The sequence below is a fragment of the Brevundimonas huaxiensis genome (assembly GCF_014218725.1).
Classification (GTDB): Bacteria; Pseudomonadota; Alphaproteobacteria; order Caulobacterales; family Caulobacteraceae; genus Brevundimonas; species Brevundimonas huaxiensis.
This window is the reverse complement of sequence record NZ_JABBJE010000007.1, coordinates 53,383-78,074: the sequence shown is the minus strand read 5'-3', so window position 1 is coordinate 78,074 and position 24,692 is coordinate 53,383. Positions and strand designations below refer to the sequence as shown.

Annotated in this window: 25 protein-coding genes and 1 other RNA gene; 11 read left to right on the top strand and 15 right to left on the bottom strand. The window is 67.1% G+C overall.

From position 1 onward, the window contains the following. Positions 1–2: 2 nt before the first annotated feature. From HF680_RS12995 to HF680_RS12985, 3 genes are all read right to left on the bottom strand, one after another. Positions 3–317: a ribonuclease E inhibitor RraB gene (locus tag HF680_RS12995; protein ID WP_038293704.1), complete on the bottom strand. Its 315-nt coding sequence runs from the start codon at positions 315–317 to the stop codon at positions 3–5. Positions 318–557: 240 nt separating this feature from the next. Then, the gene (locus HF680_RS12990) at positions 558–3,686 is read right to left on the bottom strand and encodes a TonB-dependent receptor domain-containing protein (RefSeq protein ID WP_317134081.1); all 3,129 of its coding nucleotides are present in this window, start codon (positions 3,684–3,686) and stop codon (positions 558–560) included. Positions 3,687–4,153: 467 nt separating this feature from the next. After that, entirely contained in the window at positions 4,154–4,855 is a 702-nt protein-coding gene (locus tag HF680_RS12985) for an HAD family hydrolase (RefSeq protein ID WP_185225346.1), read from the bottom strand. 41 nt (positions 4,856–4,896) lie between these two features. Here HF680_RS12985 and HF680_RS12980 point away from each other — a divergent pair, with 41 nt between their 5' ends. Then, positions 4,897–5,607 carry an SDR family NAD(P)-dependent oxidoreductase gene (locus tag HF680_RS12980; RefSeq protein ID WP_185225345.1) on the top strand — a complete coding sequence of 237 codons (711 nt, stop codon included), beginning with the start codon at positions 4,897–4,899 and terminating at the stop codon, positions 5,605–5,607. Positions 5,608–5,659: 52 nt separating this feature from the next. Then, entirely contained in the window at positions 5,660–6,931 is a 1,272-nt protein-coding gene (locus HF680_RS12975; RefSeq protein WP_235968976.1) for a S41 family peptidase, read from the top strand. 1 nt (position 6,932) lies between these two features. Here HF680_RS12975 and HF680_RS16065 read toward each other — a convergent pair whose 3' ends face one another. The 5 genes from HF680_RS16065 to tkt all read right to left on the bottom strand — a co-directional run bounded on the left by HF680_RS16065 (position 6,933) and on the right by tkt (position 13,146). Then, positions 6,933–7,175, bottom strand: coding sequence for a YbdD/YjiX family protein (locus HF680_RS16065; protein ID WP_205196277.1), 243 nt, complete (start codon positions 7,173–7,175; stop codon positions 6,933–6,935). After that, positions 7,159–9,246 (bottom strand): carbon starvation CstA family protein, encoded by a 2,088-nt coding sequence (locus HF680_RS12965; protein WP_185225344.1) that lies wholly within the window; start codon positions 9,244–9,246, stop codon positions 7,159–7,161. Before HF680_RS12965 ends, HF680_RS16065 begins: the two co-directional genes overlap by 17 nt. A 252-nt stretch (positions 9,247–9,498) precedes the next feature. Then, positions 9,499–10,695, bottom strand: coding sequence for a formate-dependent phosphoribosylglycinamide formyltransferase (gene purT, locus HF680_RS12960; RefSeq protein ID WP_185225343.1), 1,197 nt, complete (start codon positions 10,693–10,695; stop codon positions 9,499–9,501). Positions 10,696–10,700: 5 nt separating this feature from the next. After that, a complete protein-coding gene (locus HF680_RS12955; RefSeq protein ID WP_185225342.1) occupies positions 10,701–11,093 on the bottom strand; it encodes a VOC family protein in 393 nt (130 codons plus the stop codon). Positions 11,094–11,154: 61 nt separating this feature from the next. Then, positions 11,155–13,146, bottom strand: coding sequence for a transketolase (gene tkt, locus HF680_RS12950; protein WP_185225341.1), 1,992 nt, complete (start codon positions 13,144–13,146; stop codon positions 11,155–11,157). Between the two features lie 94 nt (positions 13,147–13,240). On the opposite strand from tkt, the gene HF680_RS12945 reads away from it, so the two are divergent. From HF680_RS12945 to HF680_RS12925, 5 genes are all read left to right on the top strand, one after another. After that, positions 13,241–13,489: a hypothetical protein gene (locus HF680_RS12945; protein WP_045809849.1), complete on the top strand. Its 249-nt coding sequence runs from the start codon at positions 13,241–13,243 to the stop codon at positions 13,487–13,489. Further along, complete coding sequence (locus HF680_RS12940; RefSeq protein ID WP_045809850.1) at positions 13,489–13,812, top strand: cell division protein ZapA; 324 nt, start codon at positions 13,489–13,491, stop codon at positions 13,810–13,812. Before HF680_RS12945 ends, HF680_RS12940 begins: the two co-directional genes overlap by 1 nt. A gap of 63 nt (positions 13,813–13,875) precedes the next feature. Further along, positions 13,876–14,036: non-coding RNA, 6S RNA (gene ssrS, locus HF680_RS12935), on the top strand. 48 nt (positions 14,037–14,084) lie between these two features. Further along, entirely contained in the window at positions 14,085–14,657 is a 573-nt protein-coding gene (locus tag HF680_RS12930) for a 5-formyltetrahydrofolate cyclo-ligase (protein ID WP_235968975.1), read from the top strand. Positions 14,658–14,667: 10 nt separating this feature from the next. Further along, positions 14,668–15,489 carry a TIGR00282 family metallophosphoesterase gene (locus HF680_RS12925; RefSeq protein ID WP_045809851.1) on the top strand — a complete coding sequence of 274 codons (822 nt, stop codon included), beginning with the start codon at positions 14,668–14,670 and terminating at the stop codon, positions 15,487–15,489. On the opposite strand, the gene HF680_RS12920 is transcribed toward HF680_RS12925, so the two are convergent. From HF680_RS12920 to purL, 4 genes are all read right to left on the bottom strand, one after another. Next, positions 15,468–16,559 (bottom strand): glycosyltransferase family 4 protein, encoded by a 1,092-nt coding sequence (locus tag HF680_RS12920; protein ID WP_231576560.1) that lies wholly within the window; start codon positions 16,557–16,559, stop codon positions 15,468–15,470. The two genes, HF680_RS12925 and HF680_RS12920, sit on opposite strands and share 22 nt — an antisense overlap. Before the next feature lie 73 nt (positions 16,560–16,632). Next, on the bottom strand, positions 16,633–18,018 hold the full coding sequence (locus HF680_RS12915) for a cytochrome P450 (RefSeq protein WP_185225340.1): 1,386 nt from the start codon (positions 18,016–18,018) through the stop codon (positions 16,633–16,635). Between the two features lie 48 nt (positions 18,019–18,066). Next, positions 18,067–18,504, bottom strand: a complete 438-nt coding sequence (locus HF680_RS12910; RefSeq protein ID WP_185225339.1) for a DUF305 domain-containing protein — start codon at positions 18,502–18,504, stop codon at positions 18,067–18,069. Next, positions 18,501–20,717 carry a phosphoribosylformylglycinamidine synthase subunit PurL gene (gene purL, locus HF680_RS12905; RefSeq protein WP_185225338.1) on the bottom strand — a complete coding sequence of 739 codons (2,217 nt, stop codon included), beginning with the start codon at positions 20,715–20,717 and terminating at the stop codon, positions 18,501–18,503. The genes HF680_RS12910 and purL overlap by 4 nt, the downstream gene beginning before the upstream one ends. 110 nt (positions 20,718–20,827) lie before the next feature. Here purL and HF680_RS12900 point away from each other — a divergent pair, with 110 nt between their 5' ends. Both HF680_RS12900 and HF680_RS12895 read left to right on the top strand, forming a co-directional pair. After that, complete coding sequence (locus HF680_RS12900; RefSeq protein ID WP_185225337.1) at positions 20,828–20,968, top strand: hypothetical protein; 141 nt, start codon at positions 20,828–20,830, stop codon at positions 20,966–20,968. Continuing rightward, entirely contained in the window at positions 20,965–21,210 is a 246-nt protein-coding gene (locus HF680_RS12895; RefSeq protein ID WP_185225336.1) for a Tat pathway signal protein, read from the top strand. The genes HF680_RS12900 and HF680_RS12895 overlap by 4 nt, the downstream gene beginning before the upstream one ends. Positions 21,211–21,213: 3 nt before the next feature. Here the strand turns inward: HF680_RS12895 and HF680_RS12890 are convergent, their stop codons facing one another. Further along, positions 21,214–22,011: a hypothetical protein gene (locus HF680_RS12890; protein WP_185225335.1), complete on the bottom strand. Its 798-nt coding sequence runs from the start codon at positions 22,009–22,011 to the stop codon at positions 21,214–21,216. 75 nt (positions 22,012–22,086) lie between these two features. Between HF680_RS12890 and HF680_RS12885 the strand changes: the two genes are divergently transcribed. After that, on the top strand, positions 22,087–22,506 hold the full coding sequence (locus HF680_RS12885) for a hypothetical protein (RefSeq protein WP_205196276.1): 420 nt from the start codon (positions 22,087–22,089) through the stop codon (positions 22,504–22,506). A 56-nt stretch (positions 22,507–22,562) separates the two neighbouring features. Next, a complete protein-coding gene (locus HF680_RS12880; RefSeq protein WP_045809857.1) occupies positions 22,563–22,787 on the top strand; it encodes a hypothetical protein in 225 nt (74 codons plus the stop codon). Here the strand turns inward: HF680_RS12880 and purQ are convergent, their stop codons facing one another. Continuing rightward, positions 22,788–23,450 (bottom strand): phosphoribosylformylglycinamidine synthase subunit PurQ, encoded by a 663-nt coding sequence (gene purQ / locus HF680_RS12875; RefSeq protein ID WP_039244422.1) that lies wholly within the window; start codon positions 23,448–23,450, stop codon positions 22,788–22,790. A gap of 33 nt (positions 23,451–23,483) precedes the next feature. Beyond that, on the bottom strand, positions 23,484–24,686 hold the full coding sequence (locus HF680_RS12870; RefSeq protein WP_185225334.1) for an MFS transporter: 1,203 nt from the start codon (positions 24,684–24,686) through the stop codon (positions 23,484–23,486). Between the last annotated feature and the right edge of the window lie 6 nt (positions 24,687–24,692).

Sequence of the window (24,692 nt, the reverse complement as noted above, 5' to 3'; positions counted from 1 at the left end):
CGCTAGTGGGTCACGACCGCGCATTCCCAGCCGTCATACTCCAGCTGGAAGGCCGCAGCCCAGGTCTGCATCATGGCCGAGGTCGCCGCAAACGACGCCTCGTCCACCGCCATGGTCGTTTCGAGCACCGTCATGTCGTCGGCGCCGCGCGTCAGGAAGCCGGCGCGCCGTGCGACCTCGTTCAAGTCGCCGTGGTCGCCCTCGCCATAGAAGTAGAACAACGTATGGCGCGGCGTCACGCCGCTGTCGCCCTGTTCGGCCAGCGCCGCGCGCACCATGGCGTCGCGTTCGTCATGACGGATGTCCGAGGCGTCCAAGGGAGTGCGTGGTCCTTCGTTCTCTGTCGTTCTCTACGCGCGCGAGAAGCCCCCGCAGAGCCAGGCCCTGCGACGCTCACGTCTGCTTGTCGGTTAAGCGGCCCGTTTAAAGAGGGTGGGGCGAGGGGGCAAGAAGGAAAGCGGAATTCCGCGTGTTCGGTCTCGGTCCGGATTGGGCAAAAGGAAAGGGGCGACCGTCGCCGGTCGCCCCTCGTTTCAAGATCACAGGATCTGTGAGTCTTAGAACACCTTGTAGTTCAGGCCGATGAAGAAGCGGCGGCCATAAGGATCGAAGTTCGAATACAGCGTCGTGCCGAGGTACGGGGCTTGTTCCGAATCGAAGGCGTTCACGACGCCGGCGCGCAGCGTCAGATCTTGGTTGACGTTGTAGCGGACGGTGAAGTCGTTGCGCACGAAGTTACCCGTGTCCAGCTGATCGGCCGAACGGGCATCCGCGTTGTTCACGAAGTCGCGGCGGAAGACGATATTCTGAGCCGATTGCCAGTCCGCCGTCCAGTTCACGCTCCAAGTTTCGTTGGGGGTCCAGGTCAACGAGGAGGTGAAGCGAACGCGCGGGTATTGCAGCGTGCTGGCCAGTTCATCGAAATCGCCGGGATCGGCTTCATTCAGGAACTGCTTCTGTTCGATCAGCCACGAGCCGGCGAGTGAGTAATCGAACACACCCCAGTTACGGCCGAAGCTGTCGCTGGTGTCGAGGCGATAACGACCCGTGAAGTCCAGACCGCGGGTTTCCAACGACGCATAGTTGAACGAACGCTCGATGAAGCCGCCGATCGGATCGCTAGCCGGCGCGCCAATGCCGAACGGAATGTTCGGATTGTTGCGGAAGATTGTCGAGCAGGCGTCGACGTTCAGTTCCGCACCATTAACGCAGTTCGCCGCAGCCGTGTCGGCGGTGACAGCCGCGATGACGCGGTCAATCTTGATCTCGTAATAGTCGAGCGCAAGGCTGAAGTTGGGCATGAAGCGGGGACGCAGCACCGTCGAGAAGGTGAAGCTGTTCGACTCTTCAGGCTGAAGGTTCGGGTTGCCGCCGGAGACGCCCGAGATGCCCGAGGTGTAGGTCGGGTTGAAGTCGTCGGTGTTTTGCGGGGTAGCGCCGGCGAAATCGAATGTCAGACCTTGCTGCGCGGCCAAGGCCGTGCAGTTCCGGATGCGGTTCGCCTTCGTTTCATTGTCGTTGACCGCAGCGATCGCAGCCGTGGTGCAGGGATCGGTGAACGAGTTGAGGAAGGTCTCGCTGTTCGGAGCGAAGTTTTCGGCCAAGTCGGGAACACGAACCGACGTGTTGTAGCTGGTCTTGAAGGTGATGTCCTGGATCGGACGGTAGACCAGGTTCACGCCGTAGACGTCGACATTGCCGACCGTCGTATAGTCGGCGTAGCGATACGAACCGCTGAGTTCGGCATATTCGCCGAGCACGCTGTCGCGGAAGAGCGGAAGCGAGACTTCCGTGAAGACTTCCTTGGACTCGTAGCTGGCTTCGGGGAAATCGGGCCCCGAGTTCAGGAACAGCAGGCGCCCATCGGTGTCGCGGTCGCGACCCGTGGCTTCCGTCGTTTCCTTGCGATACTCACCACCCAGAGCGACGCCGATCGGGCCAGCGCCCCAGAAGTCCCAGAGGCTGCCGGAGACCGACGCGATCGCCTGCTGCTGCTCATTACGCTCGGTGATGCCGATTTCGGCGCCGACATAGTCAAGCGCTGCGGCGCTCTGATTGCCCTTGCCAAACACGTTCAGCGGGGCGCATTGCGCCACCGAGTCACGACCATACTGCGTGTCACGCAGATCGCCGCCGCGCTGATAGTCGTCTAGGGCGGCGCCCTGCTTCAGCAGCAGTTGCGAACGGCAGACGATCTCGCCGGCTCGGCCATTCACAACACCCAGGGTGTCGACAACCGCGTCCGCTGCGAGCGCGAAGCGTTGACCATCCACCGCGCGTTCACGGTTTTCGATTTCGACCTTGCCGTAGGTATAGCCGATGTCCCAGCTGACGTCCTTGACGAACGAAATCTGGTCATGGTTGCCGCGGAGGCCCAGGACGTAACGCTGCAGTTCACGCGTGTTGTCTTGCGTACGATCCGGGCCGAACAGGGTGTGGCGCGCATTCTGAAGCAGGACGCCCGTTTGCGCGGCGCCCGGGTTGGTCGCGGTCGGCGGCGCGTAAGGCGTGACGACGTTCGTGCGGATCGCATCCTTGATGTTCTGCGGCAGGAAGGCGTTGTCCGACCAGCGCAGGTCGAAGTTGTTGACGGCATAGATCGGGTTGACGGCGTTCGCGCCGTAAGAGTTCACCAGATCGATGTCGAAGAAGGTCGGTTGACCCACGTCGAAGGTGTCTTCGGTGACGTACTTCGCTTCGGCGTACGCCTCGATCGAGTCGGTGACCTTGAAGGTGCTTCCGACCTGATAGCGTTGCGATTCCGAGCGCGGAACGCGCGAGCCGGTCGAGAAGTCGGCCGGGTTTTCGCCGTCGCCGCCGATGTTGTACGGACGGTTGATGCCGGTGTTGCCGACCCGTTGGCCGAAGTCGGCCAGGCGCGCGGTCGTGCCGTCATACCAGTACGTCTTGCCCGGCGTCACGCCGAAGCAGTTGGCGCTGTAGCTGAAGTTTCCGGCGGCATTGCCGCCCGGGAAGCAGTTTTCGTACGGGACGTTCGGGTTCGTCAGGTCGCTCGGCTGCTGCACATTGGCGAGCGTGGTCTGACCCCAGCGCGGGATGTCGAGGCGACGAACGCCCGTGAACAGGAAGGCGTCCTGACGGCCGTCGAAGGGCGCCGAGGTCGGATCGGCGTCGACGCCGATGCGGACCGGCGCGCGACGGATCCAGTCGATGTCCATCGAGGTGACTTCGTCGACCTTCTCATATTCGGCATGAGCGTAGACGTTCAGTCGATTGTCGAAGAAATTCTTGCCGATCAGCGCCGAGACACGCTGATTGGCTTCGCCGTCCTGGTTGATCTGGCCGTAGTTGGCGTCGATCTCCAGACCTTCGAAGTCCTTGCGCAGGATGAAGTTCAAAACGCCGGAGACGGCATCCGCGCCGTACACCGACGACGCGCCGCCCGTGACGATTTCGATGTTCTGGATCAGCAGGCGCGGAATGGTGTCGATATCCACCGAAAGCGAACCGCCCGACGAACCGACATGGCGGCGACCGTCGACCAAGGTCAGCGTGCGGTTGGAGCCCAGCGAACGCAGGTTCGGCAGCGACAGGCCGCCGTCGCCCAGGTTGGAGCCCGTCGTATCCGACGGCACGACCGAGTTCGACAGGGCGGGAATGGTCGCCAGATAGTCGATGACCGTAGTTTGACCGGTCGACAGCAGCTCGTCGCGCGATACTTGGATTAGGGGGGGTGGGGGCGTTGGTGGCGTCGCGACGGATACGCGACCCGGTCACCACGATTTCACCAAGCTCGGCGGCTTGTTGGCTTTCAGCAACGGGGGCGGTGCTGATGGGCTGGTCTGCAGTCTGGGCGAAGGCGCTAGAGGCCGCCAAGGCGCCCGCAAGGACCGTCGAAGTCAGAAGGAAGTTGCGCATTTACTCTCCAATGATCGCAGCAGGGGGGATCAGGAGTGCTAGTAGAGCCGTCGCTGAACTGCCGCAGGCGTGCCACAGACCGGACACATCCATAGGGTTCAAGCGTCGCTTTGGACTTTCGTGTCAATATAACGTCGGTATTGCTATAATGTGGTCTCAATGCAACGCCCTATTTGCCGCATTGATTTTCAGTCAGATCTCGTTTTCGGGTCCAAGAATGAGCTGTAAAGGCGTTCGTTTATTGAGCTAATATTGATCTGATGTTGGATGGAATCTATTCAGTATACCAACTATCGATTGCGCCCTTTAGCTCCGAAATGCTGGAGAGGGAAGTATAGCGCGGCTCGTCCACCGGGGCGTCGGCCAGTTCGTGGGCCCAAGTGACGTGATAGGGGATGTGGACGCCGAAGGCGCCGGCGGCGATGGCGGGCAGGACGTCGGACTTCATGGAGTTGCCGGCCATGACGGCTTCGGCCGGGCCCGTGCCGTGGCGGGTGAAGACCCGCTCGTAGGTGGCGCGATCCTTTTCTGAGATGATCTCGACGGCGCTGAACAGGTCGCCCAGGCCTGAGGCCGCCAGCTTGCGCTCCTGGTCCAGCAGGTCGCCCTTGGTGATCAGGACAAGGCGGTATTCCTCGGACAGTTCGGCGACGACCGCATCCACGCCGGGCAGGGTTTCGACCGGGTGGGCCAGCATCTCGCGACCGGCGGCCAAAATCTCGCGCACGACATGGGGCGGGGCGGCGCCGTTCGTCAGCTCCATCGCCGTCTCGATCATCGACAGGGTGAAGCCCTTGATGCCGTAGCCGTAGATGCGCAGGTTGCGTTGCTCGGTTTCGGCCAGGTGCGCCTCGATGGTCGCCTCGTCGCCGTGGTCGGCCAGAAGATCGACGAACCGCGCGTGGGTCAGGCGGAAGATCGTCTCATTGTGCCAGAGGGTGTCGTCGGCATCGAGGCCGACCGTGGTGATACTCATGCCGCGCCCCTATCATGGGATGAACGCGGAAGGGAGACGCGATGAACGGATCGGCGGTGGTGATCGGGGCGACGGGCGGCATCGGCCGGGCGATGGTCGAGCGGATCGTGACGGACGGCGCGTTCGATACGGTGTGGGCCGTGTCGCGGTCCGGCGCAGATGTGGCGGGTTCGCAAGGGCTGAGCGCCGATCTGGAGGATGAGGCCAGCCTGGCGTCCGCCGCCGAACGGCTCAGCCAGGGGCCGGCGCCGACGTTGATCGTCGTGGCGACCGGAGTGCTGCATGACGGACTTCAGCCGGAGCGGTCGCTTCGCCAGTTGGATGCGGAACACCTGTTGAGGGACTACCGCGTCAATGCGGTGGGGCCGGCGCTGGCGGCGAAACATCTGCTGCCGCTGATGCCGCGCGATCGGCGGGCGGTGTTCGCGGCACTGTCGGCGCGGGTGGGGTCGATCGCCGACAACCGGCTGGGCGGCTGGCACGCCTATCGCGCGTCCAAGGCGGCGCTGAACATGATCCTGCGCAATCTGTCGATCGAGATGGCGCGCAGCCATCCGCAGGCGGTGATCGCCGGTCTGCATCCGGGCACGGTGGCGACGGACCTGAGCGCGCCGTTCCAGAAGGGGATGGCGGAGGGCAAGTTGTTCCCAGCCGACTATTCCGCCGAGCGGCTGCTGTCTGTGCTGTCGAACCTGACCCCGGCCGACAGCGGCGGCGTCTTCGCCTGGGACGGGGCGCGGGTGCCGGAATAGCGCGCGCAGTCGTGACTTGAGCGAGACGGGCGACTGGCGTCAGATGGTGGGCATGCGTCAGAGCGTTTCCGCCCGGCTTTTCAGCCTCTTGTTGCTCGGCCTGCCGTTGAGCGTTCCGGCCGTGGCCCAACCGGTTAATTCGCCCGCTGTCGATACGGTCGTCGCGGCAGCGCCCTCGCGTGACCGCGCGCGGCTGAACCAGCGGGTGTTCGATCGGGTGTGGAGCGAGGTGCGGCGCGGCTATTATGATCCGACCCTGCACGGTGTGGACTGGAACGCCGCGCGGGCGACGTTCCGGCCCCAGGCCCTGGCGGCGAGCGACGAGCGGGGTCTGTACCGCGTCATCAATGCGATGCTGGACCTGCTGGACGACGGTCATGCGGCGGCCAGTCCGCCGGCGGCGGTGCGGCGTCAGGAGGCGCAGTTCGCCCGGCGCGCCGTGATGGGCCTGACCCTGATGCGGGGCGAGACGCCGGACGACTGGACCGTCGAACGTGTCCGGCCGGGCTCGCCGGCCGAGGCGGCGGGGGTGCAGATGGGCTGGGCCCTGAACTCGGTCGATGGCAAGCCCTGGGGACCGGACGTCGAGACCTATGACGGGGTTCCGGTGCAACTGGTCCTGACCGACGATGCGGGACAGCGGCGCGAGATCGCCCTGACGCCGCGGGTGATGGAAGCCATCGAGCCGTTCACCGCTGACAAATCGCGGCCGGGGGTGCTGGTGCTGCGTGTCGAGCAGTTCGACAAGGGCCTGGGCGCCTGGATGGGCAGCGAACTGGAAGGTCTGCCGCCGGATGTCGACGTGGTGCTGGACCTGCGCGGCAATCCCGGCGGGCGGCTGATGGAGGCGGAATCGGTCCTGACCTGTTTCCTGCCGCGCGATCATGTCTGGGCGACGCGGACGGGACGCAGCGGCCGGCCGGTGGTGCTGAGGGCGGCGGGCGACTGCGGCGATCGGCGCGATCCCCTGGCCAATGATGTGGCGGTTCTGGTGGATCAGGGCAGCCGCAGCGCCGCCGAACTGACGCCGGCCGCCTTGCAGGAGGCGCGGCGCGGCATCGTGGTGGGCGAGAAGACCGGCGGATCGGTGCTGATCGCGCAGGAGACCAATCTGCCGGACGGCGGGCGGCTGACGCTAAGCCGGGCGGACTTCGTGACCTCGGGCGGGGTTCGGCTGGAGAAGCGGGGGGTCACGCCGGACATCGCCGCGCCGCGCACCGTGGCCCAGCGCCGCGCGGGCGACGACCCGACGCTGGAGGCGGCGATCGCCGCGCTTCGAGCGGAGGAGCGGGCGAGGGCTTCGACCCCCGCCAGCGGCCTCTAGATCAGCAGCATTTGAACCCGCCGGCGCCGCCGAAGCGGCGCTGCTCGTGCAGGCGGAAGAAGGCGGTCTTGTCCAGCGGCGGCTGGTCGGGATGGGTCGCCGCCGCGTGCTCGACATAGGCCTGATAGTCCGGCTGACCGATCATGGCGCCGGCCGTGCGCCGGACGCCGCGACCCCACCGCAGGGCGGTGTCGCGACACAGGCACAACAGGTCGTCTTGCGACGGGTTAGGCACGGGCCGCATCCGCCGCCTCGTCGGCCGCCGTCAGTTGGTGGCTTTCCGGATATTCGCGCACCGTCGGGCGGTTGTTCGCATAGGCCTTGCGGCACGCCAGGACGCCATAGACGACCATGGTGACGACCACGAACAGGAAGCCCGCCGTCAGCGTCGAGTTGACGTAGTCGTTGACCACGATGCGGTGCATGTCGCCGATGCTCTTGGCCGGAGCGATCAGCTCGCCGGCGCCCAGCGCCTCCTGATACTTCCGGGCGTGGGACAGGAAGCCGATCCGGACGTCCGGGTGGAACAGCTTCTGGAAGCCCGCCGTCAGGGTGCAGATCAGCAGCCAGGTCGCGGGAACGATCATGACCCAGGCGAATTTCTCGCGCTTCATCTTGAACAGGACGACGGTCCCCAGGATCAGGGCGACGGCGGCCAGCATCTGGTTGGCGATGCCGAACAGGGGCCACAGGCTGTTGATCCCGCCCAGCGGATCGACCACGCCGGTATAGAGGAAATAGCCCCACAGCCCGACCGTCAGCGCCGTGGCGACGACATTGGCGCCCCAGGACTTGGTCTCGCGCATCTTGGGCACGGCGACGCCCAGCAGGTCCTGGATCATGAAGCGGCAGACGCGCGTGCCGGCGTCCACGGTGGTCAGGATGAACAAGGCCTCGAACAGGATGGCGAAGTGATACCAGAAGGCCATCATGGCCTTGCCGCCGATCACGCCGGACAGGATGTGCGCCATGCCGACCGCCAGGGTCGGGGCGCCGCCTGCGCGCGACAGGATGGAATGTTCGCCCACATCGCGCGCCAACTGTTCAAGCTCTCCAGGCGTGATGTGGAAGCCCCACTGGGCCACGGCGGCGGCGGCGGAGGCCGCATCCTTGCCGATGACGGCGACCGGGCTGTTCATGGCGAAATAGACGGCCGGGTCCAGAACCGTGGCGGCGATCAGGGCCATGACGGCGACGAAGCTTTCGCACAGCATGGCGCCGTAGCCGATCATCGGGATCTGGGCTTCGTTCTCCAGCAGTTTGGGCGTGGTGCCCGACGAGATCAGGGCGTGGAAGCCTGACACGGCGCCGCAGGCGATGGTGATGAACAGGAAGGGGAAAAGGGCGCCGGCGAAAACCGGGCCGGTGCCGTCGATGAAGGGGGTGATGGCCGGCATCTGCAGATGCGGACGCACGATCAGGATGCCGACGGCCAGGGCCACGATCGCGCCGATCTTCAGGAAGGTCGACAGATAGTCGCGCGGCGCCAGCAGCAGCCACACCGGAATGACCGAGGCGATGAAGCCATAGACCATCATCAGGATCGCCAGGGTCGGGCCGGTCAGGGTGAAGGCCGGGCCCCAGAACGGATCCGCCGCGATATGGCCGCCGCCGATGATGGCCAGGATCAGCAGGACGACGCCGATCACCGACACCTCGCCCACGCGGCCCGGCCGCAGGAAGCGGGTGTAAAGGCCCATGAAGATGGCGATGGGAATGGTGGCGGCGACGGTGAACGTGCCCCACGGGCTTTCGGCCAGAGCCTTGACCACGACCAGGGCCAGAACCGCCAGGATGATGACCATGATCATCAGGACGCCGACCTGGGCGATGATGCCGGGGATGTTGCCCATTTCGGTGCGGATCATGTCGCCCAGCGACTTGCCGTCGCGACGCGTGGACATGAACAGGACCATCATGTCCTGCACCGCCCCGGCCAGCACGGCGCCGACCAGGATCCACAGGACGCCCGGCAGATAGCCCATCTGGGCGGCCAGCACCGGCCCGACCAGCGGGCCTGCGCCGGCGATGGCGGCGAAGTGGTGGCCGAACAGCACGTTCTTGGGGGTCGGCACATAGTCCAGCCCGTCGTTGCGCCGCATCGCCGGCGTCAGGCGTGCGGGGTTCAGCTGCATGACCTTGTTGGCCAGGTAGCGGCTGTAGAACCGATAGGCGATGGCGTAGGTGCAGACGGCGGCGACCACCATCCAGACCGCGCTGATGCTCTCGCCCTGATGCAGGGCGATGACGCCGAGGGACACCGCCCCCAGGATGGCGATGGCGCCGAAGATTATGGGTGTGCTGAGTTTGCCCACGACAGATCCCTCCCGGCCGGCTGACTGCGACCCTCGCCCTTGGTTTGCACCACAACGCGGGACAAGGCCAATCGACTAAAGTCGTAGAAATGAGGGATCAGAAGTCTCCTCCCCATTCATGGGGAGGTGGCTCGAAGCGCAGCGGAGAGACGGAGGGGGTCTTCACCGCATCGCGGGCGCCCGTGGGGATTCCAGAACCCCTCCACCGCTTCGCGGTCCCCCTCCCCACAGGTGGGGAGGAGACGGTGGTGTTCAGCCCCGAACCACCTTCACACAGCCTGCGGCTTCACGCGCGCGGTCGCGGGCCTGGTCGACGTCGGCGCCGCGCGCGGTCGCCACGCCCATGCGGCGGCGCTCGAAAGCTTCGGGCTTTCCGAACAGACGCAGGTCGGCGGTCGGGACCGACAGGGCCTCCGCGACGCCCTCAAAGGCGATTCCTTGCGCGTCCATGCCGCCATAGATGACCGCGCTGGCGGCGGGCTCGCGCTGGGTCACGTCGACGGGCAGGCCCAGGATGGCGCGGGCGTGCAGCGCGAACTCGCTCATGGTCTGGCTGGCCAGGGTGACCAGACCGGTGTCGTGTGGGCGGGGTGAGACCTCGGAGAACCAGACCTGATCGCCCTTGACGAACAGTTCGACGCCGAAGACGCCGTAACCGCCCAGGGCCTCTGTGACCTTGGCGGCGATGTCCTGAGAGGCGGCCAGCGCAGCGGGCGTCATGGCCTGCGGCTGCCAGCTTTCGACATAGTCGCCCTTGACCTGGCGGTGGCCGATGGGCGCGCAGAAGTCCGTGCGGGTCGAGCCGTCGGCGTCGCGCGAACGGACGGTCAAAAGCGTGATCTCGAAGTCGAAGTCGATCCGGCCCTCGACGATGACGCGGGCGCCGGCGACGCGGCCGCTGTCCTGGGCGTAGGTCCAGGCGTCGGCGATTTCATCGGCGCTTTCGACAAAGGATTGCCCTTTGCCCGACGAGGACATGACCGGCTTGACGAAGTTGGGATAGCCGACGGCCTCGGCGCCGGCGGCCAGTTCCTCGGCCGAGCCGGCGAAGGCGTAGGGGCTGGTGGGCAGGCCCAGTTCTTCGGCGGCCAGTTTACGAATACCCTCCCGGTTCATCGTCAGTTGCACCGCGCGAGCCGTCGGGATCACCGTCGCCATGCCGGCGGCCTCGATATCGGCCAGGACCTCGGTGGCGATGGCCTCGATCTCGGGCACGATGAAGTGCGGGGCCTCGGCAAGGATGACGCCGTTCAGCACCTGGGCGTCGGTCATGGGGATCACGTGGCTGCGGTGCGCCACCTGCATGGCCGGGGCGTTGGGATAGCGATCGACGGCGATGACTTCGACGCCGAGCCGCTGAAGCTCGATGGCGACTTCCTTGCCCAGTTCGCCCGAGCCCAGCAGCATCACGCGCACGGCGGTGTCGGAAAGCGGGGTGCCGAGTTTCATGGGCGTCAGGCTCCGGTAGCGGGTTCGATCAGGTCCCAGGCGTTGCCATAGAGGTCTTCAAAGACCACCACCTTGCCATAGGTCTCATGTCGCGGGGTTTCGCGGAAGCGGACGCCGGCGGCAAGCCAGGCGTCGTGGTCGCGCATCAGGTCATCGGTTTCGAGGAACAGCCAGACGCGGCCGCCAGCCTGGTTCCCGACCTGAGCCTTCTGGGCGTCGGTCGTGGCGCGCGCCAGCAGCAGGCTGGTCTCGCCGCCTTTGGGGGTGACGCGCACCCAGCGTTTGCCCCCGCCCATGTCGGTGTCTTCGCTAAGATCGAAACCCAGCTTTCCGACATAGAAGGCGATGGCCGCGTCATAGTCGTGAACAAGCAGGCTGATCGCGCCGATGCGGCTCATGGCTTCTGCTTTCAAAAAATCTCCCCCGTGAAGCGTCGCGCACGGGGGAGTGATTCGGGTTTTACAGCCGCGCCTTGACCGCCGCGACGATGGCGTCCGAGGTGATGCCGAACTTCTCGTACAGAACCTCGGCCGGGGCGGAGGCGCCAAAGCCGGTCATGCCGATGAAGGCGCCGTCTTCGCCGATGAAGCGTTCCCAGCCTTGCTTGATCGCGGCTTCCACGGCGACGCGGACCGTGCCGCGACCGATGACCGAGGCCTGGTAGGCGGCGTCCTGCTGTTCGAACAGTTCGAACGAGGGCGCCGAGACGACGCGGGTGGCCACGCCTTCGGCTTCCAGCGTCTCGGCGGCCTTCAGCGCCAGGGCCAGTTCGGTGCCTGCGCCGAACAGTGTGGCCTGGGCCTCGCCATTGGCGGCCTTGATCTCATAGGCGCCCTTGGCGGACAGGTTTTCGGTCGTGGCGACGGTGCGGACGGCCGGGGTCTTCTGGCGCGACAGGGCCAGGGCCGACGGCGCGGTCTTGGTCTGCAGGGCGACCTGCCAGCATTCCATGGCCTCGATGGTGTCGGCGGGGCGGAAGACCATCAGGTTGGGGATGGCGCGCAGGGCCGCCAGATGTTCGACCGGTTGGTGCGTCGGGCCGTCTTCGCCCAGGCCGATCGAGTCGTGGGTCAGGACATGGATGGCGCGCACGCCCATCAGGGCGCCCAGGCGGATGGCCGGGCGGCTATAGTCCGAAAACACCATGAAGGTGCCGCCGTAGGGAATGACCCCGCCGTGCAGGGCCAGTCCGTTCATGGCTGCGGCCATGCCGAACTCGCGGATGCCCCAGTTGACGTAGCGACCTTCATAGGTCGGCGCATCCAGGATCGGCGTACCCTTGACGAAGGTGTTGTTCGAGCCGGTCAGGTCGGCCGAGCCGCCGACCAGTTCGGGAATGGCGGCGAACAGTTCGTCCAGCGCCGCGCCCGACGACTGGCGCGTCGCCTGGGCCGGCTGGGTCTCGACCAGTTCGGCGATCTTGGCGTTCAGGGCGTCGAAGGCGGCCTCGGGCAAGTCGCCCTTCATGGCGCGGGTGAAATCGGCGGCCTGGGACGAGGCGTCGAGGCGGGCCTCCCACTTCTTGCGGTCCTTGGCGCCGCGACGGCCGACCTTCTTCCAAGCGTCGGCGATGGTCTGGGGCATTTCGAACGGATCGTGATCCCAAGCCAGGCCCAGGCGCGTGGCGGCGATCTCGGCGGCGCCCAGGGCCGCACCGTGCGTCTTGTGGCTGCCTTCCATCGTGGCGGCGCCCTTGCCGATCTTGGTCTTGCAGGCGATCAGGGTGGGCTTGTCCTGACGCATGGCCCACTTCATCGCGCCCTTGATGGCGTTCATGTCGTGGCCGTCGATCGCCTTGACCGCCCAACCGGCCGCCTTGAAGCGGGCCTTCTGGTCGGTCGCATCCGACAGGGAGACCTTGCCGTCGATGGTGATCTCGTTGTCGTCCCACAGGACGTGCAGCTTGTTCAGCTTGTAGCGGCCGGCGAGCGCGATGGCTTCCTGCGACACGCCTTCCATCAGGCAGCCGTCGCCGGCGATGACCCAGGTGCGGTGATCGACCAGATCGTCGCCATACTTCGCCGCCAGATGGCGCTCGGCCATGGCGAAACCGACCGAAGTGGCCAGGCCCTGGCCCAGCGGGCCGGTCGTGACCTCGACGCCCGGCATATGGCCGTATTCCGGGTGACCGGCGGTCTTGGAGCCCCACTGACGGAAGTTCGACAGTTCTTCCTTCGTCGCGCCCTTATAGCCCGTCAGGTGCAGCAGGGCGTAGATCAGCATCGAGCCGTGGCCGGCCGACAGGATGAAGCGGTCGCGGTCAGCCCAGTCGGGGCGCGAGGCGTCAAACTTCAGGAAGCGGGAAAACAGCACCGTGGCGACGTCGGCCATGCCCATCGGCATGCCGGGGTGGCCGGACTTGGCCTTTTCAACGCCGTCCATGGCGAGGACGCGGATGGCGTTCGCCATCTGCTCGGGCGTGGCCTTTGGTGCGGTTTTGGCGTCGGTCACTGTGGAGACCTCTGTTGGGAAGGCGGAAAAAGGGGGCGCGCCCCTTTACCCCGGCGCGTCCTCGGCTTCTATACGGAATCTAAAGGAGCGACCGATGGCAGACGCCACCACGGCCGCACGGGCGCGTATCGACCGCGCCCTGGCCGAACTGGAACGCAAGATTCTGGAGCTGAAGGCGCGGCCCGCCTCGGCGCCCGCGATCGCGGACGACGATCTGTTCGCCCCGCGCGCCACAGATCAGCGCGTGGCCGAACTGGAGGCCGCCGGGCGCGAGGCGTCCGAGGCGCTGGGCCGCGCCGCCCAGGCCGTGCGCGAAGTCCTGGCCGAAAGCGAGGCCGGCTGATGGCGACGGTGACGGTCGAGGTCAACGGTCGCCCCTATGCGGTGGGCTGCGCCGACGGGCAGGAAGAGCGGGTCCGCATCCTGGCCAAACAGTTCGACAATCAGGTGCGTCAGGTCGCAGGCGACGTGGGCCATGTCGGCGATCTGCGGCTGTTTCTGATGTCCGCGCTGATCCTGGCCGACGAACTGCACGAGGCGCGGCTGAACGCCGGCAGGGCGGGGCCTTCGTCAGCGACAGCGCCGGCGGCGGCTTCGACGGACGGGGTCGCCGAGGCGCTGAACGCGGTCGCCGCGCGAATCGAAAAGATCGCCCAGAACCTCTAGGCGATTATTCCGCTGCGGATGCTGGCGTCGGGGCCGGTGAAGGCCTATCTTGATCGACGGCGGGTCATGCTGCGGCTCACGTCGAAGACAACATATCCTTCTGACCTTAATTCACTCTACGGGATCTGTCCCTGTCCGGGCTCGAGGGCTTGGGCATACGGAGCCCACCTGGCTACCCAGGTCGAGAGGATTTAAACGTTCTTCACGGTTCGCGCGGCGCCGCCACCCTCTCTCTGTGGTGTGCTATCGCTCGCCGCGCGGCGGCTCCCTGCATGAGCACGCGTAGGGGCGGTTCGATGATCCAGGACAAACATGAACTTCGATCGGCCGCCCGCGCCTTGCGCAAGCGTCTAGCCCAGGTCGATCCGCTGGCCGCCCGCCGGGCGGCGGACCATGCCGAAGCGCTTCCCGCCGTTCGGATCGTCGCGCTCTATCGCGCCATGGGGTCGGAGCTGGACACCGACGCCCTGGCCGCCGCGCTGGAGGCGGCGGGCCGCCGGCTGTGCCTGCCGGTCGTGGTCCAGCGCGACGCGCCGATGGCGTTCCGCGCCTGGTCGCCCGGCGAACCGCTGGAGATGGACGCCGCCGGATGCCCCGCGCCGCTGCCGCTGGCGGAGGTCGTCCTGCCGGACCTGATCCTGACGCCGCTGCTGGCCTTTGACTATCAGGGCGGGCGCCTGGGGCAGGGCGGCGGCTATTATGACCGGACCTTCGCCGCGCGACCCGACGCCATCCGCATCGGTTTCGCCTACGCCGGCCAAAGGGTCGAGCGGCTAGCGCTGGAGCCGCACGACATTCGACTGCATGGCGTTCTGACCGAGACCGGCTATACGGCTTTCGAATGAGACTTTTCGCATGAGACTGGCATTTTTCGGCGACGTCATCGGCAAATCCGGCCGTGACGGCATCAGCGATCATCTTCCGGGCCTGAAGCGGGACCTGAAACTCGACTTCGTGGTCGTGAATGCGGAGAACGCCGCGGGCGGCTTCGGCATCACCGAGAACACGGCGCGCGAGCTGTTCATGGCCGGCGCCGACTGCCTGACGCTGGGCAACCACAGCTGGGACCAGCGCGAGGCCCTGACCTATATTGTGCGTGAGCCGCGCCTGATCCGGCCGGCCAACTATCCGCGTCTCATGGATGCGCCGGGCGCCGGGGCCAATCTGTTCGAGACCCATTCGGGCCGAACGGTCCTGGTCATGAACGTGCTGGGCCGGGTGCACATGGACCCGATGGACGACCCGTTCGGGGCGGTGGAGCGCGAGCTGGCCGCGGCGCCGCTCGGCGCGGTGGCGGACGCCGTGATCGTGGACATGCATGCCGAGGTCACGTCCGAGAAGATGGCGATGGGCCATTTCTGCGACGGGCGCGCGTCACTGGTGGTCGGCACACACACCCATGTGCCCACCGCCGACTGCCAAATCCTGCCCGGCGGCACGGCCTATCAGACCGACGCCGGCGGCTGCTGCGACTACGACAGCGTGATCGGCAACGAGAAGGAAGAGCCGCTGCGCCGCTTCACCACCCGGATTTCCGGCGGCCGCTACATGCCCGCGTCCGGCCCGGCGACGGTATGCGGGGTCTTCGTCGAGACGGACGACCGGACTGGGCTGGCCGTGCGGGTCGAGCCGATCCGCGTCGGCGGGCGGTTGTCTCAGGCGATCCCAGTCGTCTGACGCGCCCGGCGACGGTCGATCGCGGTCTGGCGCACGGCCTTCAGCTCGGCCGCACGACGCTCGGGCGTATGGGTTGTCAGCACATAGGCCTGTGCGGATCGCGCCAGCGCCAATCGTTCCTCAGGTGACGAGATCAGCCGGTCCATCGCCGCCGCCAATGTTTTCGGGGTCACCGCATCGACATAGAGGGCGTGCGCCCCGCTGGCTTCGCGCAGGCCGCCGCGCCCGGACGAGATCAGGGCTGCGCCGGCCGCATGGGCCTCGATCGCCGTCAGTCCGAACGGCTCGTCCCAGACCGAGGGCGTCAGGGCGATGGCGGCCGTCTGCATCCGTCGCCGCACCTCGCCCAAGGGCGCGGACTTCAGCACCTCCACCCGGTCTCCATACCTCGCCAACGGCGCGACGTGCCGGGCCGCCCAGCGCGCGTGGTCGTTCCAGTCGTTCAGCATCAGCACGGCGCGCCAGTCGGGGTGGGCGTCCAAAACGCGGGGCAGGGCGGCGCACAGCACATCGACGCCCTTCTCCGGCATGGCGCGCCCGGCGAAGGCGATGACCGGCTGTCGATCATCGGGCGAGGCCAGCCAGGCGCCGGCGTCGATGGGGTTGGGCACCGCGAACGCCCGGTCGTGCAGATCAGGGAAGGTGCGCACGAAGGCGTCCCGCTCCGCCACGCTGACGAAGACCAGGCCGTCCAGCCGCTCGTAACGCGCCCGATAACGCCATCGGTCGATGGGGTGGCGCGGCGGGCGCAAGGCGTTGTGGCGATAGAGCAGGTGTGGCGTCTCGGGCAGGGCCTGCCGCACGGCCAGCGCCTGCTTCACCTGCTGATGATGTTCGATCACATCAGGCCGAAAGGCGCGCAGCCGCTCGATCAGGGTCGGCATGCGGATGCGTCCCGCCGGCAGGGCGTCCACGCTCGTTGAAACTCCGTCGTCCGCGCCCTGACAACAGAAGATGCGCGTCTCGCCACCCCGATCGACGCCCGCCATCGTCCGCACCACCGTCTCCATCGAGTTCGGCTGGGCTTCGGAAAACAGGCAGCCGGGAGGGAGCAGGATGGCGGTGCGCAACGGTCGGCATCCGGTGGAAAGGACGGCGCGACCTATAGTCGGTTCGTGGCGGAACGGCGACGGAGCCGCTCGGTCAGCCCTTTCGGCGCGCCCTCAGCCGCAGTCGCATGGGATCGCGGCTGCGCAGGGTGATCTGGTGGACCGGACGGGGTTCGACCGTGGTCAGGGCTTCGACATCGGCGACGCGAAGGATGGCGGCGAGCGCGATCATCGCTTCCTGCAGGGCGAAGGCGGCGCCGATGCAGACGCGGGGTCCGGCGCTGAAGGGGATGTAGGCGTAGCGATCGATGGCCTTGCGGTTCTCGGGCAGGAAGCGCTCGGGCTTGAAGGCGTCGGGGTCGTCCCACAGCAGCTGGTGGCGCTGGAGGATCCACGGCGAGATGATGACGGTGGCGCCGGCCTTGATCGTCTGCCCGCCGATCTCGTCGTCGGCCAGCGCCTTGCGGGCCATGGTCGGGGCGGGCGGAAACAGGCGCATCGTCTCCTCCAGCACGGCGCGGGTCCAAGGCAGGGCCTCGGCCCATTTTGGATCGGAGACGTCGAAGGCGTCGGCCTCGGCCTGGAGCCAAGCCAGATAATCCGGCTGGCGCGACAGCAGATGCAGGGTCCAGCCCAAGGCGCGGGCCGTCGTCTCGTGTCCCGCCAGGATGAAGGTCAGGATGTTGGCCGCGACCTCTTCGTCGCTCAGGCCCGGACCGCCGTTTTCGTCGCGGGCCAGCAGAAGCGCGCTGAGCAGGTCGTCGGGCGGCGCGTCGCCGCTCTCGATCTTGGCGCGGCGGGCCTCGACCAGCTTCGTCACGCGCTGCTCGAAGAAGCGGGCCGAGCGGAAGCTGGCCAGGCGGCCCAGGCGCGGGGCCCAGTCCGGTGCGCCCAGCACGTCAAGCGGATCGATCCGCGCGCCGTTGGCCAGAAACTGGTTCAGCGCCCGCTCGAACCCGCGCGCCTCGCCGCCCAACTCGTCCGAGAACATGGTCGCCGACAGAATGTCGAAGGTCAGGCCAGACATCTCGCTGTCGATATCCAGCACCCGCCCCCGCGCCGACAGCGACCATGCGGCCACACGCGCGTGACAGACCTCGGCCATCCTTGCGTTCAGCGTCGCCATCTTGGCGGGGGTGAACAGGGGCGCGAGGATACGCCGGGCGCGACGCCAGACCTCGCCCTCGGTCAGCAGCAGGCCCTCAGCCAGCATCGGCCCCAGCACACGCCGTTGCAGATCGCCCTTCACATAGTTGGCGGCGTTCTCGGTCAGGACGTGCCGCACGCCCTCGGGATGGCTGACCACCAGAATTTCGCCAAAGGCCGAGGATCCATACAGTTGCGGCTCGGTGAAATGCCGCTCGGACCACATCTGGATCGGATCGCGCCAGCTGATCCACAGGAAGGGCAGCAGCGACAGCGGCTTGCCCGCGCGCCGGGGCGGTATCGCAGGGCGGAAGGGTGTCGTTCCGTCGGCCATGCGCAACAGTTAGGCGCTGTATGCAGCCTTCGAAAGACCTTTAGCGCACTATTGCGCCGTCGGCGCCCAGGCCTTCATCTCGGCGATCTCGCGCGTCTGGCTGTCGACGACGCTCTGGGCCATGCGGCGGATTTCCGGGTCGCGGCTGTCGCGCAGGGCGACCTTGGCCATGGAGACGGTGCCTTCGTGGTGGGCGATCATCTTGGCGACATAGGCCTGGTCGATCGTCTGACCAGAGGCGGCGGCCATCTTGCGGTGCATCTCGGCCTCGGAGGCGGCGAAGGCCCGATCTCCAGGGGTGACGCCGGGCGTGGGGCCGCCCATGTCGTGACCGGCGTGACCGGCCTGCATCTGTTCGGTCGTGCGCGCCGCTGCGGCCTGATGGGCGGCCGACGCATCACGCAGCGCCTGCTCCACCGGATCGCCGCCGCCGTCGCAGGCGCTCAGCAAGCCCAGCAGCGCGAGCGGCGCCAGAACACGGATCATGCGGCGTCGCCCAGCCAGCCCGGCATCCAGCCTTCGTGCCATTCGCGCAGGTGGGCGACGGGGATGCTGAACAGTTCGCCCTTGTCGCCCTTGGAGGCGAAGGCGGCGCCGCCCGCATGGCCGACGACCGAAGCGTGCAGACCCGCCTCACGCGCCTTGGCGATGATGGCGTCGGCGTCAGGCACAGCGACCAGGTAACGGGCCTGGTCCTCGGCGAACAGGAAGATGTGGGCGTGGGCGGCGCTGGAGGCGTCCAGGGTGACCCCGACGTCGGAGGCCAGCGCCAGATCGGCGGCGGCGCCGATCAGGCCGCCGTCCGAGAGGTCGTGAACCACGGTCAACTCGCCGGCCTCGATCCGGTCGCGCACGAAATCGCCAGTCTTCTTTTCCAGCGGTAGATCGACGGGCGGCGGGGCGCCGTCCTCGCGGCCCAGAACCTCGCGCAGATAGATGGAGGCGCCCAGTTCGCCTTGGGTCTGGCCGATCAGGACCAGCGCATCGCCCTCGGCCAAGGTCGAGAAGCCGGTCACCACGTCGTAGTTGGGCAGCAGGCCGACGGCGCCGACGGTCGGGGTCGGCGGAATGGCGACGCCGTTGGTCTCGTTATAGAGCGACACGTTTCCGCTCACGACCGGGAAGACCAGCTCGCGGCAGGCCTCGGCCATGCCGTCGATGGCGCGAACGATCTGGCCCATGATCTCCGGGCGCTGCGGGTTGCCGAAGTTCAGATTGTCGGTAATGGCGATGGGGCGCGAACCCACGGCGGTCAGGTTGCGCCAGGCCTCGGCCACAGCTTGCTTGCCGCCCTCATAGGGGTCGTTCTGGACGTAGCGCGGGGTGCAGTCCGAAGTGACGGCCAGACCCTTGTTCGTACCGTGCACGCGCACCACGCCGGCGTCGGCTCCCGTTGAGGAGTCCTGCAGCGTGTCGGCCATGACGTGGCGGTCATACTGTTCCCAGATCCAGCGCTTGGAGGCCATGTCGGGGCAGGCGACGACCTTCATCACCGCATCGGCCCAGTTTTCGGGGGCGGGAATGTCGGCGTGATTCAGTTTGGGCTGAAGCTCCGGTTGGACCCAGGGGCGGTCATACAGGGGCGCGTCGTCGAAAAGCGGCGCCAGCGGCACGTCGCAGACGGTTTCGCCGTGATGCTTCAGCACCAGATGGCCGGTGTCGGTCGTCTTGCCGATGATGGCGAAGTCCAGGCCCCACTTCTGGAAGATGCGATAGCCGACATCTTCATAGCCGGGCTTCAGCACCGCCAGCATCCGCTCCTGGCTTTCCGACAGCATCATCTCATAGGCCGTCATGCCGGTTTCGCGCTGCGGCACCTTGTCCAGGTTCAGTTCGATGCCGACGCCGCCCTTGCCCGCCATTTCGACGGAGGAGGAGGTCAGGCCCGCCGCGCCCATGTCCTGAATGGCTGCGACGGCGCCCGAGGCCATCAGCTCCAGCGTGGCCTCGATCAGCAGCTTTTCGGCGAAGGGGTCGCCGACCTGAACAGTGGGGCGTTTGGCCTCCGACTCGTCGTCGAACTCGGTCGAGGACATGGTGGCGCCGTGGATGCCGTCGCGGCCGGTCTTGGAGCCGAAATAGACCACGTCATGGCCCGCCTCGGGCGCGGCCGAATAATAAATCTCGTCGGCGCGGGCCAGGCCGACGCACATGGCGTTGACCAGGATGTTGCCGTTGTAACCCTTGTGGAAGTTGGTCTCGCCGGCGACCGTGGGCACGCCGACGCAGTTGCCATAGCCTCCGATGCCGGAGACGACGCCCTTGACCAGACGCCTGGTCTTCTCATGGCCGGGATCGCCGAAACGCAGGGCGTTCAATAGGGCGACCGGACGCGCGCCCATGGTGAAGACGTCGCGCATGATGCCGCCCACGCCCGTCGCCGCGCCCTGATAGGGTTCGATGTAGGAGGGGTGGTTGTGGCTCTCCATCTTGAAGATGCAGGCGTCGCCGTCGTCGATGTCGATCACCCCGGCGTTCTCACCCGGCCCGCAGATGACGCGCTCGCCGGTCGTGGGGAACTTGCCCAGGTGGATTTTGGACGACTTGTAGGAGCAGTGCTCGGACCACATGACCGAGAAGACGCCCAGCTCGACGTGGTTCGGCTCGCGCCCCAGTCGATCGAGGACGACCTGATATTCATTAGGGGCCAGGCCGTATTCGGCGGCCAATTCAGCCATGGTCTTTTGCGGAGCGCTCATGGGCGGCGCTTCTAGCCGCAGATGGGCCGAATGTCAGCCCGCGCGGCGCAACATCGGGGAACATCGTCTATCGCAGGTGGTTGATCCCGGCGACAGTCAAAGGAGCCGCCATGACCGATACCCCCATCGACCCCGCCGCCACCCCCGAAGACGACGACCTGCCAGAGATCGCCGCCGACGACGCCGGCGCTTCCGCCCTGGCCGAACGGGCTCAGAAACAGGCCGAAGACGCCGAGGAGGACGAGGCGTGAGCAAGCCGCACACCGACCGCATCGTCCCGGCCGAAGGCCAGCAGATGGACCGTTCGAACGATCCTGAAACCACCGCAGAGATGGACGCCGCAGCGCCCGAAGCCGCGCTTGCCAGCCGTCGTCAGCGGCTGACCGGCTCGGCCGTCGGGGTCGGCAGCGTCGGCTTCGACGAGGCCGGCGCCTTCGATGTGGGCGCCGATGACCACGCGCCTCAGGACGACGCGGTCACCGACGAGCCTTGAGGCTTAGCGAGCCCGCTCGACGCCGGGTCGCAGGCGGAAGGTCAGCAGCAGGCCGCCGATCAGCAGGACGATCGCGCCGGCCAGGGCCGTGAAGGCGACGGCCGGCTTGTCCGCCTGTTCGGCGACGAAGGCGCCCAGAAGACCCCAGGCGGTCGGCAGCGGATAGGCGAGGGTGCGCAGCACAGCGGTCACCGCCAGGGCTACGACCGTGACGGCGACCACGGCGACGATGGCCCACAGATCAGGCGACAGGGCGGCGGGCAGGGCGTTGAACGCAGTCGCCGTCGTGATCAGGTTCAACGGCGCAGCCACCGTCAGCCAGCCCGCCAGGGCCGCCAGAGGCCAGACCAGCAGGATGCGCTCGCGATCGAACATCCGCAGCGCTCGGATATGGCCGGATACGGCCAGCATCGGCAGCAGCAGCGCGATCAGCGAGGCGAAGATCACGCCCACGCTGGCGGCCTTCAGGTTCAGGGCCGCGACGATGATCCAGAACCCGATGCCGAAGAAGGCGACGGCGGACGGCAGGCCCATTCGGCCCAGCAGCGGACTTTCACCCGTCTGCGGCAGGGCCTGACGGATCGCATAGGCCAGAATGCCGATATAGATCAGGCCCCATATCGAGAAGGCATAGCCCGCAACGCGCAGGGTGCTGTTGCCGTCGGCGGCGAACTCGGCCTGGTTCAGACCCAGGCCCGCCAGGTTCTGAACCAGGGGCACGATGATGGCGAAGAGCGCGGCGGCCAGGACGACCAGACGACGGGTGCGTTGGCGGGGCGTGGGACGGATTATGGAGGACATTCGATTTCCAGTGCGACGCGTGTTCCCGCCTTTACGCCTCGCTACGCCAGAAGGTTCACCGCGAGCGGCAGAAAAGTGAAGCTTGCATTGGCCGCCGGCGGCTTCATCCTGCCCGGCATGACGCTCAAAGCCTCCCTGCCGGCTCTGTTGATCGCGATAATCGTGGCAGCGGGCCAGGCGTCCGCCCAGACAAGCGGAGCGCCTCTGCCGGCCTCGGTCCAGACCGCCTGGTCCCGCGTTCGCGCGGCCCTGACGCCCCAGCAGCAGGCCCATGAGGTGCGGGGTTTCCTTTCGGCGCTCGCCAACGAAAACCGACGGCCGACAACGCCGGCGCTGGATGCGCGCGATATCGCCTCGGGCCGCGCCGTGTCGCTGGACGATCCGGCCCTGCTGCAGCGCCCTCAGGCGCATGAGGTCACGGTGACGGTGGACGGTCAGTTCCTGATCTTCCGCCCGCTGTCGCGCTCCAGTCTGGAGCCGTTTTTCGGCCGTTAGGAACAATCGGCCCCACCGCGTGGTTGTCAGGGGCAATCCACACGCAGGAGCCCATCATGGCCGATACCGAAAACACCCAGCCCTCGCTCGAAGACGAAGTCGCCGCCAACCGCGCTATCGAACAAGGCCTCGGCGTCGGCGCCCGCGAACTGGCCGCCCAGCGCGAGCCGGGCGGCGTGATCACGCCGGACGAGGACGAAGGTTCTGAAGACGGCGTATCGACTGACGCTGACGAACTGGACGAAAGCCTGGCCGTTCAGGGCGTCGACGACGCCGACTGATCAGGCGGCGGCGTAGATGCTCTGGAACAGGGTCGCGCCGTCGGCCGAGCCGAGCTCGGCTTCGAAGGCGCGGTCCGGGTGGGGCATCATGCCGAGGATATTGCCGCGCGCGTTCTGGATGCCGGCGATATCGTTGACCGAGCCGTTGGGGTTGTCGACGTAGCGGAAGACGACCTGACCCTCGCCCTCGATCCGGGCCAGGGTTTCGGCGTCGGCGAAGAAGTTTCCGTCGCCGTTGCCCTGTGTCATCGTTACTTCGCGCTGGCCCTGATAGCCGGCGGTGAAGCGCGTCTGGCCATTGGCTACGGTCAGGGCGATGGGCTTGCAGACGTATTTCAGTCCCTTGTTGCGCAGCAGGGCGCCGGGCAGCATTCCGGCCTCGCACAGGATCTGGAAGCCGTTGCAGATGCCGACCACGGCGACGCCGTCGTCCGCAGCCTTCTTGACGGCCTGCATCACCGGGGACTGGGCCGCCATGGCGCCGCAGCGCAGATAGTCGCCGTAGGAGAAGCCGCCGGGAATGACGATCAGGTCCAGGCCCTGGGGCAGTTCGGTCTCGGCGTGCCACACCATCGAGACCGGCTCGCCGGTGGAGCGTTCGACGGCGACCTTGCAGTCGCGATCACAGTTGGAACCGGGGAAGACGATGACGGCTGCGCTCATGGCGCGGGCCTTTAGCAGGGTTCTTTCGCCTTGTCAGGCCGTCGCGCGCGCCCGACCGGTCAGCCAGGCGATCATGAAGATCACGAAGCCGCCCAGCGACAGGCCCATGCCGACCCAGCCGGTCGAGGCCCAGCCGTAGCCGGCCGCGATCGCCATTCCGCCCAAGAGCGGGCCGATGGCGTTGGCCGTGTTGAACGCCGAATGGTTGAGCGCCGCCGCCAGGGTCTGGGCGTCGCCGGCGACGTCCATCAGCCGCGTCTGCAGGATCGACCCCAGGCCGCCTCCGCCGCCGATCAGGAAGACCACGACCATCACGGCCCACAGGTGGGGCGCCGCCAGCGGATACAGCGCCAGCGCCGCCGCGCTCCATAGCAACAGGCCGCCCGCCGCCTTGAACCCGAGATGATCCGCCGCCCAGGCGCCCAGGATATTGCCCAGGAACATGCCGATCCCGAACACGGCGAAGACCCAGGGCAGCACGACGGGGCTGGCGCCCGTCACCGCCTCAAGCGTCGAGGCCAGATAGGCGTAGACCGCGAACATGCCGCCAAAGCCGATGGCGCCCACGCCCAGCGTCAGCCAGACCTGGCTGCGCTTCAAGGCGCCCAACTCGCGCCAGGGACTGGCGTCGGGGTGGGCCGGATCGCGCGGTGCGAACAGAGCGACCAGGGCCATGGTGAGAACCGCCAGCACGCCGACGATGGCGAAGGTCCAGCGCCAGCCGTGGGCATGGCTGATGATGTTGACGACGGGCACGCCCAGAACGGTCCCCACCGTCAGCCCCATCAGGATGGTCGAAACTGCGCGGGTTCGGAAATGCAGCGGCACGATCGACGCCGCGACCAGGGCCGCCACGCCGAAATAGGCCCCGTGCGGCAGGCCGCTGAGGAAGCGGAAGACCAGCATCCAGTGATAGGTCGGGGCCAGGGCGCTGGCCACATTGCCGATGGCGAACAGGGCCATGAAGGCGATCAGCAGCAGCCAGCGTGGGTAGCGCGCGCCTAGCACGGCCAGGATCGGCGCGCCGACCACGACCCCGGCGGCATAGGCGCTGATGACATGACCGGCGGTCGGCGCATCGACGCCAAGCCCGGCGGCGAAGTCCGGCAGGATGCTCATGGCCGCGAACTCGGTCACGCCGATGGCGAACCCGCCCATGGCCAGGGTGATCAGCACGAGGGCGACCGCCCCGCGCGAGCGGACGGGAAGGGGGGTGTCTAGGGTGGCGTCGGTCATGTTGCG